This is a genomic window from Janthinobacterium sp. GW822-FHT07H10 (genome assembly GCF_058798675.1).
Window position 1 is genome coordinate 321,230 of the sequence record NZ_JBXAKS010000002.1, and the last position, 17,276, is coordinate 338,505.

Genomic DNA, 17,276 nt, shown 5'->3' on the forward strand with positions numbered 1-17,276 from the left:
ATTCCGCCACTGTGGAACACTAGTATGTGAAAATGGATAGCTTTCATACCTTAATCGGGATAATAATGCGCAATGCCCTCGACCTGAATACCGTCCGTGTCTACGTGGCAGTCGTCGATGAACAAAGCTTTGCCGGCGCGGCACGCCTGCTGACCCTGCCATCTTCCAACGTCAGCCGCCACGTCGCCACGCTGGAACGCATGCTGGGCGTCCGCCTGCTGGAACGCAGCACCCGCCACCTGCGCATGACGGAAGCTGGCAGGCTACTCTACGAACGCGCCAAACCCTTGCTCGACGCCTTACTCTCCACCGAGGAAGAGCTTGGCGCAGTGCAGGGCGAACTGCGTGGTCCCCTAAGGATGTGCATGCCAGGCGAAGCGCCAAGGCTGCTAGCGCCTATCCTGGCCGAATTCTGTAGCCTCCATCCCGGCGTCGAACTGGAATGCGACACGCGCCTGACCGGTCTGGAAGCTCTCCGGGAAGACATGGACCTGTCCATCGTCTTCCATCGTGGGCGCCAGGACGACAGTACCTTCATCACCCGCGAACTCGCTACGCTGCCCAGCATCGTGGTCGCGGCGCCCGCCCTGCTAGCCAAAACTGGAATACCGCGCCAAGTACGCGAACTTAGGTCATTGCCTTGCATTACCACCTTGAGCGCGTTAAAGGGCCAGCCCTGGCAGTTTCTCGACGCCACAGGCGAAATCGTGAAGGTAGCTGTGCGTAGCCGCTATCGTGTTAACAGCGGAGAACTGGCATTGGCGGGCGCGCGGCAAGGCATCGGCTTTGCGATAGTGGCGGCCTATCCATGCCAGGAAGATCTTGCCGCGGGCCGATTGCAGGAAGTGCCGCTGGACCTGTGCCCTGCGCCGCTGCAATTGCTTGGCGCATACAGCCATCGGCATTCCGTGACTGCGCGGGTTCGGGCTTTACTGGAATTGATACAGGTGCGGTTGGAAGGAGTGGGGAGCGGCTCAAGATGAAAAGCGCATCGAGGAACGCGCCCGAATAGCCGAATGCCTGCTCGGCAACTGCGGATTCAATCTATCAACGCAGCACTTTAACTTAGACACATCGTTGCAGACTGGGAATGATGCGAAAAAGAACTGGAATGGATTGCTCCACGCCCCGCAAAGCCCGGGATTAACGTTGCAAGAGGTTTAGCCAAGGAAAGTTCATGGTGGCTTCCACCGAAGCTCAATCAACTATGGCTTCAGCGCGGCACGAGTCTCGGCAGGGCAGGGGAGATAGACAGGCCGGACCCGATCTGGCCGTTGGATCAGGCAGCCACGAGATCGCACACCTGGTACCTGCCAGGACATCCAGGCAAAACACGATCCATCGATTTTTCATCTTTCAAGAACCATGGATCAGGGGAGTCTAAGCTACTGATAGCAACTCATGGCGATTTAGTATTGATGTAACAACACCGTCACATTTGAATGCCACTATGCACCATTTCAGAATGGTGCAGCTACCTTGCCGACTCGATCCGTCATCCTGCCATGGCCCATGCAGCACCGCTGCTGGCTTGACGACGCTCGCGGCAATGCACGGTGGCGGATTCGACAGGGGTGCGTATGTACGTCGGCGGCTTGAGCTGCAACGGGCTGGCGCTCTTCTGGGTACTGAGTGGGCTTATCGGATTAACAGGGGACGCCCATGGCGCTCCTCCCGATTTTCCGCCTACCGGTGCTGCACGTGTCGATCCCGTTTCTGATGCGGCTATTTCTCTCCTTGCTTTCAGTATCCCGGCGCAGCCGCTCAATGCGGCGCTGAACCAATATGCGGACATCACCGGACAGCCTGCATTGTTTTCTAGTGATATCGCGCATGCCCGTACCTCCACGGCAGTATACGGCCATCATTCGGCCGAAGCGGCATTGCGCATCCTGCTCGAAGGTACCGGACTGGTTGCTGACAGGCGCAGTTCTGGCCTGGGCCAGACCTTCATTCTGAAAGAGGCCGCCGTGGCATCCGCAGCACCGGCATCCACCTTGCCGCGCAATGGCATGGCCGAGCTGTTCAGCGAGAATGGCTATGCCGGACTGGTTCAGATGCGTATCTGGCAGGCGCTGTGCTCGGATGCGCTTACCCGGCCGGGAAACTACACGTCCTTGCTGCGGTTTTACCTGGAAACGGATGGCCGCATCGGCGGCGCCCGCCTGCTCGGCAGCAGTGGCGATCCCCGCCGCGATGCCGCGTTGCTGCATACACTGCGCCGTGTGCACATCGGCAGCGTCCCGCCAACGGCGATCGCGCGCCAGCCTTTGACCATGTTGGTTGCACCTAATGCCCCGGATGCCGGGCCGCAGTGCGAGCGGCAGGGAGCGGGCTAGCCATGGCCGAAGGCACGCAGCTCGTTCTGCTGAACTACCTGGGCAAGCATTACGCTTCCATCAAGCAACGCCTGACGCGCAAGCTGGGCAATGCGGAAGATGCCGGCGATGCACTGCACGATACCTGGCTGCGCCTCAAGGGCGGCGAGGACCTTGGGCCCGTCCAGAATCCCGGTGCCTACCTGTCCCGGATGGCGGTCAACATTGCGGTGGACGTGCGGCGCCGGCACAGCCGCCTGCTGTCCGGCGATAATGTCGATGCATTGCTGGAGGAGCTGGTGGATCCGGCCCCCGGTCCGGCGCGGACGGCCGAGATACGCTCGGACCTGGATGCCCTGTTCCAGCTGCTCGACCGCATGCCCGAGCGCCGCCGTGCCGTCGCGCTGCTCGTGCATGCGGAAGGCGTGACGCAAAAAGAGGCGGCCCAGCGGCTGGGCGTGTCGTTGCGGACGGTCGAATACGAATTGAAGCGCGTCCATGAGCGCCTGGACGCTTATCTGGCGGCGGAGCATGAATAATGCGGGTTTTCCGGGGCGCCATTCGTCATCAAGTATGAGAGAGCAAAAAACATATGCACGCAGCACGCAGCAGCCCGCAGGTTTCCTGCCTCGCGGCCCGGCCTGGCCGCTGGACCTGACACGATGAAGACGCCGCCACCCAAGGACAGCCGCGCCGCTTCGTCCGCCGATCTGGACGCCCAGGCGTGGAACTGGTTGCGCCTGCTCACCTCGGGAGACGCGCGCGAAGTGGATGCGCAACGGTTCCGGCGCTGGGTCAAGTCCAGTCCCTTGCATCAGGCCGCGTACAACGACGTGAAGCGGCGCTGGGATGCGCTTGAGGCCCCGGCCCGCGAGTTGCTGCGCGCCAGACCGCAGGCCGTGCCGGCGCGTGCGCGACGTCCCCTGCTTGCGCCCGGTGGACGGCGGGCTTTTCTCGGCGCTGCCATCGGCGCGGCGGCCGTCGCCGGCGTGGCCGTGGTCCATCCGCCCCTGGGCTTGTGGCCGGGGCCGGACGAGTGGGCTGCAGACGAGCGCACCGCCCCTGGCGAACAGCGCACGCTGGCGCTGTCCCAGGGTGTCGACGTCATCCTCAATACGCGCACCAGCATACGCCGCCAGACCGATGGCGGCAGGCTGGTCGGCCTGGATCTGCTCACGGGCGAGGCGTCCATCGACCTGAGGGAGGCGGGGCCGGCCTTTGCCGTCGTGGCCGGCGTTGGCCGCAGCCTGCTCGAATCCGGACGGGCCGAAGTGCGCCACCTCGATGGCAAGGTCTGCGTCACCTGTATCGATGGCGCCGTCCGCGTGGAGCATCCGGCCGGCGCGCGTCAGCTGCATGCGCGCCAGCAAATGGTTTATGGCGCCAGTTCGCTGGGCGACATCACCGGCATCGATCCGAAAACGGTGTCGGCCTGGCGCCAGGGGATGCTGGTGTTTAACCAGGCCCCCCTGGCCGACGTGCTCGACGAAATCAATCGTTACCGCGCCGGCCGCGTGGTGCTGATGAACGATGCCGTGCGCAACAAGCCCGTCAGCGGGCGTTTCTTCACGGCCTCGCTGGACCTGGCGCTGTGGCAGTTGCAGGAGTCGTTTCAGCTGCAGGCACGGTCGCTGCCGGCGGGATTGCTGCTCTTGAGCTGAACGGCTCGCTCCATCGGGTTGCACCACAGGTCCCGGGGCATTGGCGCGCGTGTCACCCTGCGTTGTGCGCCGTATTTCGCGCTGTGCGCAGAGGTTACAAAAAAAAGTTTCAAAAAAGTTTGCGGTATTTGCGTGGTGCGGTTCGTCACCCTTGCATAGGGGCCCTTCCTGTCGCCGGCGCTACTCGGCTGCGATGGAGAAAGCCTTCATGAATGTGGCTGGCCGGTGCGAGACGGGCAGCCGGACGGCATCGACTCAATGACCAGGCGGAAACTTACATGAACACACGCGGGCGCAGTGGCAGGGAAAATCAAACGATACGCAAGCAGGATCGGGTATTCAGGCTGGCACCGCTGGCGCGGGCCATCGCGCTGGCGCTGGCCGCCGGCGCGGTGACGGTGCCGGCCCATGCGCAGCGCGCGTTCAGTCCGGCATGGTTTGCCGACAAGGGCGCGGTCCGGGACACGGCGTCGCAAACGGGCCGGCTGCCCAACGGCTTGCCCGCATCCAACCTGACGAGCCCGCTTGGACAGCAGCAGAAGGCCAACGAGCAACTGCAGCGCTCCATCAGCAACCTGAACCTGGCCGCGCGCGGCATCGCGGCGCAGCAGTCGGCCCAGGCTGCCGCCCGCCTGGCGGCAGCGAACGGAGCATCCGTTCCCGACGGCATGACCGTGGGTGGCTTGAAAATCGATACCGATTCGCTGAGCGCAGGCTGGCACAACGCCAATGCCCCGACGCTTTCCCAGGTCGACGGCCGCAGCAACGTCGCCATCGAACAGACGGCCGACAAGGCTATCCTGAACTGGGAGACGTTCAATGTCGGTCGCAATACGACGGTCGAATTCAGGCAGCAGAAGGAGTGGGCTGTTCTCAACCGCGTCAACGATCCGAATGCGCGCCCCTCGCAGATCCAGGGCCAGATCAAGGCCGATGGCACGGTGCTCATTGTCAACCGCAACGGCATCGTCTTCCATGGCAGCAGCCAGGTCAATACGCGCAACCTCGTCGCCGCCGCCGCCCAGATCGTTGACGGCCAGTTCAAGACCAGCGGCATCTACACGGCCAATGCCAGCCAGCCCAGCTTTACCAATGCCCAGGGCAAGGTAGAGATCCAGTCCGGCGCCCGGATCGCCACCCAGGCCCCGAAGACTTCCACCGAAGGGGGCGGCTACGTCCTGCTGCTCGGCAAGGAGGTGCACAACGGGGGGGACATCGCCACGCTGAAAGGCCAGACCACGCTTGCGGCCGGCAACAGTTTCGTCATCAAGAGGGGCGTGGGCACGGATGGCAACCAGGCGTCGACCACGCGCGGCAACGAAGTCACGCCGCAGTTCAGCGGCGACAAGCTGGCCGGCAAGGTCAGCAATACCGGTCTGATCCAGGCCCATGAGGGCGACGTGACCCTGGTGGGGCGTGACGTCCAGCAAAACGGCATCGTCCTTGCCACCACCAGCGTCACCGCGCGCGGCACCGTGCACCTGAACGCCTTCGGCGCGGACGGCAAGGTGGTTTTCGGACAGGGCGCCGCCACCGCCGTGCTGATCGAGGACGACGGCAAGACGGCCCTGGACAGCCAGCGCGCGGGCCTGCGCAGCCCCGTGCTGGCCAGCGCCGACAACATTGTGGCCCTGGCCGATCGCCGCGACCAGTCCCGCATCGAGATTGCCAGCGGCGGCACGGTCGACTTCCAGAGCGACTCGCTCACGCTCGCCACGGGCGGCCAGATCGTGGTCAACGCAGCGGGCCGCAGCCTGGTGCGCGAGCGTGCCATGCTCGATGTGTCCGGTGCCGTGGGCGTGAATGTGGCGATGGCGTCCAACAATGTCGAAGTCAACATCCAGGGCAACGAACAGCGCGATGCCCCGCTCAACCGGGACGGCAAAAGTCTCAGCAGCAACGACGCGTGGATCGACCGCCGCCGCCTCGTCTTCGTTCCCAAGGGCACGAACGGCTACGACAGCGACCGCTGGTACACGGCCGGCGGCCTGCTGGAGGTGGGCGGCTATCTTGGCACCGCGGGCCACACCGTGGGCGAATGGATGGCGCAGGGCGGCACGGTGAACTTCGGCGGCAACGAGGTGGTCACGCAGGCCGGATCGCACATCAACCTGTCCGGCGGCACGATCGATGTGCAGAACGGCTTCATCCGCCAGACCTGGCTGAAGGGGGCCGATGGGCGCTTGTACGAAGTCAGCCAGGCCCCGGGCGACCAGCGCTACACGGGCGTCTACAAGGGCTTCGAGGACAAGCACGAACGCTGGGGCGAGAAGGCGACCGGCTATTACTACAACCCGCTGATCGGCATGCAGAGCCGGCTGGAAAGCGGCTACACGGTGGGCCGCGATGCGGGCGTGCTGGTGGTCGGGACGAAGAACGCGGTGCTCGAGGGCGACATCGCGGGCAATACCTTCCAGGGAAGCCGCCAGACGCAGGCGGCGCAGGCCGGGCTCGACGGATACGACCAGTCGCAGCTGGCCGTGGCGCGCGGCGGGCAGCTGGCAGTCGGCAAATATCTGCCGTACTTCGTCAAGGACAGCGCCACCCTGCAGTACCAGCTGACGGCAGATGCGGGCACGCTGCAGGACGTCATCCTGCGCAAGGACGTCCGCAAAGTCGCCGCCGGCCTGGACATGGACACCGTGCTGCCGCAGGAGCGGCAAGGCACGCTGTTCCTCGACACCGAGCGCTGGAACGGCTTCGGACTGGGCGGGATCAAGATCGCGGCGCGCAACAGCATCACGGTCCAGGACGACCTGGCCGTGGGCCATGCGGGCGAAATCACGCTGTATGGGCCGAAGGTGGAGGTCAACGCCGACCTGACGAGCCATGGCGGCACGATCCGGCTGGGCAATGTACTGAACCAGATCGGCAACAATTTGCAGGTCCAGGATACGCTGCTTGCCGCGCCGGCGGAAACGGCGGCGGGCGTGACGGTGGCGCAAGGGGTGACGCTCGATGCCAGCGGGCTGTGGAGCAACCAGTTGCCCGATGCCGGTGATGGCAGCCGTTTGCCTTACCTCAACGGCGGTAGCGTGGCCTTGCGCAGCAGCGGCAACGTGATCCTGGCGGCCGGCAGCCGGGTGGATGTGTCCTCCGGTGCGGCACTCGATGCCGCAGGCCGGGCTTCCGCAGGCAAGGGCGGCAACCTGACGCTGGCCGCCAACGCCGGCACCCCCAGCAGCCTGGGCAATCTGGTATTGAACGGCGAGCTGCTCGGCTACGGCGTCAGTGGCGGCGGGCGCCTGAGCGTGCAGGCCGGCAAGGTGCTGATCAGCGATCAGGCCGTCGCGCCGCAGGCGGGGACCTTGCTGCTTGGCGGCGACTTCTTCAACAAGGGTTTTGGCGCGTATGACATCACCGGCAATACCGGCTTGCTGGTGGCCGATGGCACGCAGGTCGACGTGACAGCACCCGTGTACCGTTTCAATGCAAGCGCGCAGGAGGTGCCGGGCGGCGCCGGTCCGCGCAGTGCGCTGGACATCTGGATGCCGCCCCAGTACCAGGAAAACCCCGCCAAGGGCCAGTTGACCTCGCGCAAGGGGGCGAGCCTGAATCTGCAAGCGGGCACCTCGCTGTGGTCGACGGCCGCGCAGATGGCGACGGCGCAGGCGCGCATCGGCCAGGGTGCCCGGATCAGCGTCGACCCGGGCCAGTCCATCAGCGTGCGCAGCATAGGCCAGTTGAGCGTGGACGGCACCCTGAACGCCTGGGGCGGCAGCATCGCCCTGGGCGGCGTCAGCGTGCAGCCCACCGTGTCTGACAGCGTGGAAGCCCAGGGCCATGGCCGTTCGATCTGGGTCGGTGAGCAGGCGGTGCTCGATGTGGCTGCGCGTGCCGTCACCGCGGTGGACAGCCTGGGCCGGCACTACGGCACGGTGGGGCCGGGCGGCAATATAGCGATCGGCGGGGCGGTCGATGCCGCCACCGGGATCGCCGATGCGGCCAACCTGTTCGTGGTGGTGCGCGAAGGCGCGCGCCTTGACGCCTCGGGCAGTCATGCGGTGCTGGACCTGCCCGGCGCCGGCGGCCCGAGCGTGGTCGCCAGTCGTGGCGGCAGCATTTCCCTCGCGTCCAATAATGGCGTGTACCTGGACGGCACGCTCGTGGCCAACAGCGGCGGTGCGGGGGCGGCCGGCGGCAGCCTGAGCCTGGCCCTGGAAGCGCCGCTCTACATCGATGCGGCCACGGCCCGCGTGCGGCAAGCCCGTGAATGGATCGTCAGCGCAGCCGACCCCGCTTCGTCGTTGCCGAACGGTAGTACCCCCGAATCCGCCGCCGGCAGCCTGGCCTACGGCCATGGCCGGCTGGCGGCCAGCCAGGTCAAGGCGGGCGGCTTCGATAACCTTTCGCTGCTGAGCAATGGCCTGATCAGCTTTGACGGCGACGTGTCGCTGCGCCTGGGGCAGAGCCTGAGCCTGTACGCGGGAGCCATGGCCCTGGCCGATGGCGCGGCCCGGCAGTCCCAGGTGCGGCTGGCGGCGCCGCATGTGCGGCTGGCCGGCGTTGGCAACAATAGCCAGAACAGCGTCGACAGCGCCGTGCGCCCGACGGTCCAGGGCGGCGTTTCCACGCAGGACGCGGCCGGCGTATTGCGGGTGGAGGCGGCCAACGTGCTGGAGCTGCGTGACGGCGTCAGCGTCGGCGCCCATGCCGCGCGTTCCAAAGCCTTGGCCGATGGCATCGACCGCCGCGCCTTCGACCAGACTGAGCTGGTCAGCCAGGGCGACATGCGCTTCCTGGCGCGCAGCTCCAGCAAGACCCAGACCAGCCTGACCACCCAGGCCGACCTGAACCTGACGGCGGCGCAAATCTACCCCGCGACGGGGGCCATTGCCGAGGTCACGGCTGGCAACGTGGGCGCCAACAGCGACTTTGACCCGGCGCGTACCTTGCGCATCGGCAGGGTCGGCAGTACGGCCCCGGCGCAACCGTATTCCGTGTTCGGCAGCTTATTGCTGAGTGCCTCGACGATTGAACAAGGTGGGGTGCTGCGGGCCCCCATGGGCAAGCTCAGCCTGGGCGTCGGTGCGGACATCCGTCACGCCACCAATGTGATCAGCCTGTTGCCGGGCAGCCTGACCTCCGTCGGCGCCGGCGGGCTGGTGCTGCCGTATGGCGGCACGGTCGACGGCGTGACCTGGCGCTATGACGGCAAGCAGGTGGAGTTGCTGGGCGTCGGCGGCACTTACGGCACGGGCAGCCTGGCCGTGGGCGTGCAACTGACGGGACGCTCGCTCAATGTGCTGCCAGACGCGGTGCTGGACCTGTCCGGTGGCGGCGAATTGCTCGGCGCGGCGTTTGTTTCCGGACGGGGCGGTTCCACCGATGCGCGCTACCACCCGCTGGTACAAGTGGGCAAGGATGGGCGCCTGGTCTTGCCGGCGCTGGCCACCAACCCCGTCTACGCCATTGTCCCCGGCGCCCAGGCAGGCGTAGCGCCCAGCGGCGGCGAAGCGGGGGCGAGCCAGCCGTTGGCGGGGCAGCAGATCAGCATCGGCGCCGGGGTTCCCGGCCTGGCGGCAGGCACCTACACCTTGCTGCCGTCCACGTACGCCTTGCTGCCGGGTGCCTTCCGTGTCGAGATCAACGGCCTGGCGCCCGCCTTCGCCCCTGGCACCACGCCGCATGCGTCGGCCATGAACAACGGCTCCTGGTCAAGCGAAGGCGTGCTGTCCATTGCGCGTACGGGCATACGCGACAGCCTGGCCAGCCAGGTGATCATCACCCCCGCACAGGTATTGCGCAGCTATTCCCAGTACAACGAAACCCGCTATGCGGAGTTCGTGCGCGCCGATGCGCTTCGGCTGGGCGTGCCGCGGGCCGCACTCGAGGCAGACGCCAAAACGCTGAAGTTGCAGCTGCTTGACGGTCAACAAGGTCTGGGGCTTGCCTTTGGCGGGGAAGGGCGTTTCAAACCCGCCGAAAATGGGTTTGGCGCCACAGTGTCGCTGTTGTCCAGCGGCGATCTGGAAGTGATTGCCGACGGCGCCCGGGCCAGTACGGCGCCGTCGATGGTGTCCGTGCGCGCCAGCGACCTCAATGCCCTGGGTGCTGCCCGTCTGGTGGTGGGCGGCGAAATGACGGTGATGTATGGCCAGGGCGGCAATTTCGCGGAATTCGACAAGGGAGGCACGATCGCCAATTCCGTGTCCGTGCGCGAGGGCGCAACCCTGGCGGCGCCGGAAGTGTTCCTGGTGACGGGCAGGTCCGCGGGGGCCATAACAGTCGAGCAAGGCGCCTCGATCAATACTGTGGGCCGCGGCAAGGCCGCCTATGATACGGATGATGGTTTTATCTATCGGCCAGGCATCAGGAGTGTGCTGGCCGTCTCCAACGGGCGCTTGCAAATGCTGGCCCCCGTCAATGGCAATGGTTTTATCGGACCGGGCAGCATCCTGGTCGGCCAGTGCAATGCAGCTGCCTGCAGCGGCGAAACGTCGCTGTATTCGGACGGCTCGATTGCCTTTGCCACCAGCAACCGGTTTGCCTTGAACGACGGCGTGCGCTTCGGCACCCGCCACCTGGCGCTGGCGGTGGGCGGTATCAACGTCGGCGGCGCCGAGGCGCTGGCCGACGCTGCCGCGCGGGGCGTGCTGCCGTCGGGCCTGACCCTGAACCAGCAAGTGATGGACCGGCTGCTGCGCGGCGACACTTCCCGCGGCGCGCCGGCCCTGCAAAGCCTGGCGCTGACCGCCGGACAGTCCTTGAACTTTTATGGCAGCACGACCCTCAGCACGCTGGACGGTTCGGGCAAGTCGCTGCTCGACCAGCTGCTGTTGACCACCCCGGCGATCTACGGTGACGGCAACGCGGGCGATGTGGCGCTGATCCAGACCGGCACCCTCGTGTGGGGTGGCGACACCGGCGCGCCGCCGTCCGTGATCGGCAATGGCGCGGGCACGGGCAGCGGCACCCTGGAGCTGCAGGCCCGGCGCATCGAATTCGGCTATGGCCGCAACGCCCAGCCCGACAGTGTTGCCAGCAATGGCCGCATGACCCTGGGCTTTGCCAACGTCAGGCTCAACGCCAGCGAACGCATCACGGCCAACCATAAAGGCAGCCTGGCCGTGCATCAGTCCCAGGGCGCCTATGCAGCGGGCACGGGCTTTGCGTACAGCGGCGGCAACCTGGCCATCAGCACGCCTTTGCTCACGGGCGAAGCCGGTTCCGTCAACCGCATCACCGCCGGTGGCGCGGTGACCGTCGCGGCCCCGGCCGGCGGCACTGCGCCGGTCGATGCGGCGGCCATCGACGCGCTGGGCGCCGAGCTGCTGCTGTCCGGACGCAGCCTGGCCCTCGACACGGCGGTGGTGCTGCCGAGTGGAAAATTGACCCTGGGCGCCGATGAAGAATTGACCCTGGGCGCCGCTTCGCGCCTGGACCTCAGCGGCCGCAAGGTGCAGATCAACGACGTCAGCAAATACAGCTGGGGCGGCGACGTGATCCTGGAGAGCCGGCACGGCAACATCCGCCAGGCGGCCGGCGCGCTGATCGACCTGTCGGCCCAGTCCAACCAGGGCGGCTTGCTCAAGGCCGTGGCCGAGGACGCCAACGCGGGGCAGATCGACCTGCAAGGGCAAATCCGCGCCGCCGGCAGCGGTTATTCCGATGCGGGCGGCACCCTGGTGCCGTACAAGGCGGGCGGGGTGGACATCCGCGCGCAGCGGGTGGGGGATTTCGCCGCGCTGAACCAGCGCCTGAACCAGGGGCAGGTGTTTGGCGCGCGCAGCCTCCAGCTCAAGCAGGGCGACCTGCAGATCGGCAATGAACTCAAGGCCAGCCAGGTCAATGTGTCGCTGGATAACGGCAGCCTGACGGTGACGGGCACCATCGACGCCAGCGGCGAACGGGTCGGCAGCATACGCCTGGCCGGCAAGCAGGGCCTGACCCTCGCCGGCAGCGCCGTGCTCGATGCCCACGGCACGCTATTACGCGTCGACAGCTACGGCAAGATCATCGACGCACCCAACCGTGCGGTGGTCGAACTCAACAGTGGCGACGGCCAGCTGACCCTGGCCGACGGCGTGCGCATCGACTTGCGTCACGGCACGGCAGCCGCCCCGGGCAACCGGCCGGGGCAATACGACGGCCTGGCCCGCGGCACCCTGGAGCTGAACGCGCCACGGCTGCATGCCGATGACGTGGCCATCGATGCGGCCGGGCGTGTCACTATCCTGGGCGCCCGCTCCATCGCGCTCAATGCCGTGGCCCGTTACACCGACGCGCCCGCCGGCACCGCGCCGTCGGCCAGCGGCCGCCCGTATCAGCTCATCGACCAGCATTACCTCGATGAAAAACACGCGCTCGGCACTACCTTCATCAACAAGGCCCTGGGCAACGACGTGCTGATGAAAGGCAAGCTGGCTGGCTTGAACAACGGCAGTTACCGCGATGCCTTCCGCCTGCGCCCCGGCATTGAAATCGTCACGGAAGGCGATCTGGTTGTCAGTGGCGACCTGGACCTGTCGGGCATGCGCTATGCCAGCGTCAATCCCAACACGCCGAAGACCTCGGTTTACGGCTCGGGCGAGGTGGGCAGCCTGGTGGTGCGCGCCGGTGGCAACCTGGACATCTACGGCAGCATCAACGACGGTTTTGCCCCGCCGCCGGCCACTCCGGACGATAAGGGCTGGGTGCTGACACCCGGCCTGCAAGGGTTCGGCAGCGATGTGGTCGTGCCCGGGCCTGGCGTCGTGCTGGCTAATGGCAGTGCATTCCCCACTGGCAAGATCCTTAACTATCCGCTGCCTATCCAGGCCACCATGCTGGCCCAGGGCACGGTGCTGCCCGCCGCAGGCATCCTCGATGCCCCATGGAGCGTACCGGCCAACACCGTGTTGAGCGCGGCCGTGCACGACAGCACCGGCAAGCTGCTGTATGCCGCCGGCACCCTGTTGCAGCAAGCCGTCGTGCTGGCCGCCGGCACGCGGCTGGACGCGGGCACCTTGCTGGCGGGCGCCGCCTCGCTGCGCGCCATGACCTGGCCGGCGGGCGTGCCATTGCCCAGCCGTGGTTCCGTGACGGGCAGCGCGGCCGACGGCGTGCTGCTGGCCGGCAACCTGGCACTCCACGTGGGTGCGCTGATTCCTTTCGGCACGGACGTCAAGTTGCCCGATGGCGCACTGTCCGTGCCCTTGCGCACCGCGACGGGCGCCGTGGCGCGGCAGAACTGGGCCGTGGCGCCGATGCTGGCCGAAGGTTCGCAGTCGTGGTCGTTGCGCCTGGTGTCGGGCGCCGATACCCAGGCGGCCGACACCCGCTCGATCAAGCCGTCCTTTGCCGGCGACCTGACCCTGGCCGACACGCACTATGGCATCTACGAAACCCATGACAAGAAAATCATCCCGGGAAGACCCGCCCAGCCGGGCGGCGCCTGGTACTGGGACCAGCTTGGCGAAGAACTGTTCGGCGTCAAGCCGGGTACGCCGGTGGCGGACATCGACGCGGGTTCCTGCGAGGAGCCGGGCGTGTGCGTGCGCATCAAGTACGTGTGGGACGAGCTCGGTGAACTTTTCGACAAGGTGCCCGGCCAGCCGGTATTTCCCGACGATGAATCTTCATGCAGCGAGCCAGGTTTCTGCATTGCCCTGGGCGAACCTACGCCGGCTATACCGGAGCAGGTGATCGTCGGCGAGGTCAAACTGGTTTCGCCGGTGAGCCAGCATTTCAGCGTGCTGCGCACGGGCACCGGTGACCTGGACCTGATCGCCGCAGGCAAGGTGTCGATGCAATCGCCCTACGGCGTCTATACCGCAGGCGCCTCCAGCGCTGCGCGCGCCGGTACTGCCGCTGCCGACTTCAACCGGCCCCGCGCCACGGCGGCCGATGGCACGGTGCTGGGCAGCGCCGCCAAGGCGCATGAAGCCCTGGTCAATGAAGACGCCGCCAGCCCATATGCCGCCTGGTATCCCGACGGGGGCGGCAACCTGCTGTTGCGCACGGGCGCCAGCCTGACGGGCAACGTCTGGGCGCCACGCACAGGCCAGGCCATGGCCAATGACGGTCGCGCGCAGCTCGCCAGTGACAGGCTGGGGAACTGGCTGTGGCGTCAAGGCACGGGCAACACCGCCGGTGTTGCGCCCATACCCACCAGTTGGTGGATCAACTTTGGCACGTATGTGAAGGGAAGCGCCGGCGCCAACCTTCTGTTCGAGGACCGGGCACAGATAGAACTGCTGCCACGCCTGGTGGGTTTCACCGGTATCGGCACCCTGGGCGGCGGCAACCTCACCCTGGACCTGGGCAGCGATGGCGGCATGCTGGCGCGCCGCGGCACCCTGGCGAGAGCGCCGCGCAGCGAAGGCCTGGTGCTGGCGGTGGGCAGCACCGGGCGGGTAGTCGACGGCCAATTGCTGCTGACGGGAGGCGGCGACCTGGATGTGCGCATCGGCGGCGATTTGAATCCCGGACTGGACGCTCGCGCGAGTCGCGTCAGCAACACCAGCAGCATGCTGTCCGCCGACTACAAGGACCAGGAACTCAGCCTCAACGGCGTGCTGACCAACCTGCGCGGCGCCTTGAACCTGCAGGCAGGCAGCCTAGGCGGTATCGCCCTGAACTATGGCAGTTTGCGTGGAGAGCAGGATGCCAAGGAAAGCCGGGCTTACTCGCCCTATGCCGCAAGCGTGGGCACGGCCACCGGCGGGATCACCCTGATGCTGGGCGATGCCACGGCCAGCCTGTCGACGCGGGGCGACCTGGTGCTGGCGGGAGCGGGCGACCCGGGACGTATTTCTACCGAGAACACCCAGGCGTTCAATTACAACGGCAAGAACGACGGGACCGATGGGGTCACCTGGTTCTCGTTGTGGACGGGGCGCACCGCCATCGACCTGTTCTCCGCAGGCGGCAGCCTGACGCCCAGCGTGCAGACCGTGTCGCTAGGCGCGAGTGCCGGCAGCACTCCCACAGCAGGGTTGAACTACTCCCCGTCGGACGGGCGCTTCATTTTCCCGTCCAAGCTGGGCGCGGTGGCCGCCAACGGCAGTATCTATCTGGGCCCGTCCGCATTGGGCAGTGCCCCGCCACCGAACGCTCCGGCGTATTCGCTGCTGCTGGCGCCGTCGAGCCAGGAACGGCTGGCAATGCTGGCCGGGGACTCGATCTACGCCAGTGGCTATGCGCTCAACCAGTCGGGTGAAAGCCCGGGCTCCATGCCGACACCGTTCGCGCCGGCCTTTATTGGCAAGACCGGTGCTTCGGATGCCGATGTCAACAACCTCGGCAGCGACGCCACATCGTCTTCCATTAGTGCCGGATTCTCCTTGTTTGCCTTCCGCACGCCGGCCGATCCGGCACGTCCCGATGCCCAGGCAACGCCGGCCAGGTTTTACGCCTTGCATGGTGACATCGTTGGTTTGCGCAGCGGTGAAATCCTGACGCTCGGCGGTTCGCGGCTGGGGCAAGTCCGCCATGAGTCCGCAGGTCCCGTGTGGATGCGGGCGGGGCGGGACATCGTCAGTTCAGGCACCGCCCTGGGCTTGCCTACCATCTATCCGAGCGTCATCAGCTCCACCACGGAGGACAGCGTGGGTTCCATTGGGGAAAGCCGTGGCAATCTGTTCGTCCACAACGCCCCCAACGACGTGTCTGTCGTTTCCGCCGGACGCGACATTCTCTACAGCTCCTTCAACGTCGCCGGTCCCGGCACGCTGGAAATCTCTGCGGGGCGCAACCTCCTGATGGAAGACAAGGCCTCGGTCGTGAGCCTCGGTCCCGTCGCTGCAGGAGACCTGCGTCCGGGTGCCAGCATCGTCATGCAGGCGGGCGTGGGCCCCGCAGGACCGGACTACGCAGGCTTTGGCCGGCGCTACCTGAGCCCGGGCAATCTGGCGGACAGCGGCGCTGCGCTGGCCAGCCAGCCCGGCAAGGTGCCTTACCTCTACAACCGGGAACTGACCATGGCCGGATGGCTGCGCGAACAGCATGGCTACACGGGCGACGAGGCCGGCGCGGACGCCTTCCTGGCCGCGTTGCAGGCCAGGCGCGATGCCGCCGCCGACCAGCCCCGGCGCGACCTGCGCCAGGACTATGTCCAGACCGGCCAGCTGCACCTGGTGAACTGGCTGCGCGATCGCCACGCCTATGCGGGCGCGGCGGGCGACGCGCAGGCCTTCTATGACGCGCTGGCCCCCGAGCAGCAGCGCGTGTATGCGCGCAATGTGTACTTTGCCGAACTGAAGGCCGGCGGCCGCGAGTACAACGATGCCGGCAGTCCCCGCGCCGGCAGCTATCTGCGGGGCCGCAATGCCATCGCGGCGCTGTTCCCGGCGCAGGATGCGCAGGGCCGCAAGACCGTCTACCAGGGCGACATCACGATGTACGGCGCCGCTGGAGTCAACACCCTGTTCGGCGGCGACATCACCATGCTCACCCCGGGCGGCAAGCAGGTTTACGGAATCGAGGGGACGGCGCCCGTGGCCGTGGCGGGCGTCATTCCCGGCGTCATCACCCAGGGCCAGGGCGACATCGCGCTGTATGCGCTGGGCAGCATCCTGCTGGGCCAGAGCCGCATCATGACCACCTTCGGCGGCCACGTCATGGGCTGGTCGGCCGAAGGCGACATCAACGCGGGACGCGGTTCCAAGACCACCATCGTGTACACGCCGCCCAAGCGCGTGTATGACCAGTGGGGCAACGTCAGGCTGTCGTCGTCGGTGCCCAGCACGGGCGCGGGGATTGCGACGCTGGCGCCGATTCCGGAAGTGCCGGCCGGCGATATCGACCTGATCGCGCCCCTGGGCACCATCGACGCGGGCGAAGCGGGAATCCGGGTGTCGGGCAATGTGAACCTGGCGGCCCTGCAAGTGCTCAATGCGGCCAACATCGCCGTCAAGGGCGAGTCGACGGGCATGCCGGCCATTGCGGCGGTGAACGTCGGCGCATTGAGCAATGCAAGTGCGGCAGCGTCGCAAGCGACGGCCGCCGCGCAGGACGTACTGCAGCGCGAACGCGCGACGACGCGCCAAAACCTGCCGTCGATCTTCACGGTACGCCTGCTCGGCTTTGGCAACGAGCCCATGGAGGGAGAGGCGGAAGCACCGCCGCCACCGCGGGCCGGCTTGCAGTCCGCCCGCGGCGTTCCCTACGATCCTGCCAATCCGGTGCAGTTCCTTGGCGTGGGGCGGGATTTTGACGCCAAGCAGCTTGCGCGGCTGAGCCCGGAGCAACTGCACCAGTTGCAGCAGGAGCGCCAGTCCAGCGGCATGTAGCGCATGCCCGCCTGTTTCCTGCCCCGTGCAGGGGACAGGCCGGGGCGCTCCCCCCATTCTTGCAGCCGAACACCGAGGTAGAC

The 17,276-nt window shown here is 66.7% G+C and carries 5 protein-coding genes; all 5 read left to right on the top strand.

Annotated elements, in window-relative coordinates:
* Positions 1 to 65: 65 nt before the first annotated feature.
* A complete protein-coding gene (locus AC1RDJ_RS05670; RefSeq protein WP_493026847.1) occupies positions 66 to 983 on the top strand; it encodes a LysR family transcriptional regulator in 918 nt (305 codons plus the stop codon).
* A 597-nt stretch (positions 984 to 1,580) separates the two neighbouring features.
* Positions 1,581 to 2,339: a hypothetical protein gene (locus AC1RDJ_RS05675; RefSeq protein ID WP_156894771.1), complete on the top strand. Its 759-nt coding sequence runs from the start codon at positions 1,581 to 1,583 to the stop codon at positions 2,337 to 2,339.
* A 2-nt stretch (positions 2,340 to 2,341) separates the two neighbouring features.
* Entirely contained in the window at positions 2,342 to 2,857 is a 516-nt protein-coding gene (locus tag AC1RDJ_RS05680) for an RNA polymerase sigma factor (RefSeq protein ID WP_071323329.1), read from the top strand.
* Between the two features lie 123 nt (positions 2,858 to 2,980).
* Positions 2,981 to 3,979: a FecR family protein gene (locus AC1RDJ_RS05685; RefSeq protein WP_493026850.1), complete on the top strand. Its 999-nt coding sequence runs from the start codon at positions 2,981 to 2,983 to the stop codon at positions 3,977 to 3,979.
* A 278-nt stretch (positions 3,980 to 4,257) separates the two neighbouring features.
* Positions 4,258 to 17,193 (top strand): filamentous hemagglutinin family protein, encoded by a 12,936-nt coding sequence (locus AC1RDJ_RS05690; RefSeq protein ID WP_493026852.1) that lies wholly within the window; start codon positions 4,258 to 4,260, stop codon positions 17,191 to 17,193.
* Positions 17,194 to 17,276 lie beyond the last annotated feature (83 nt).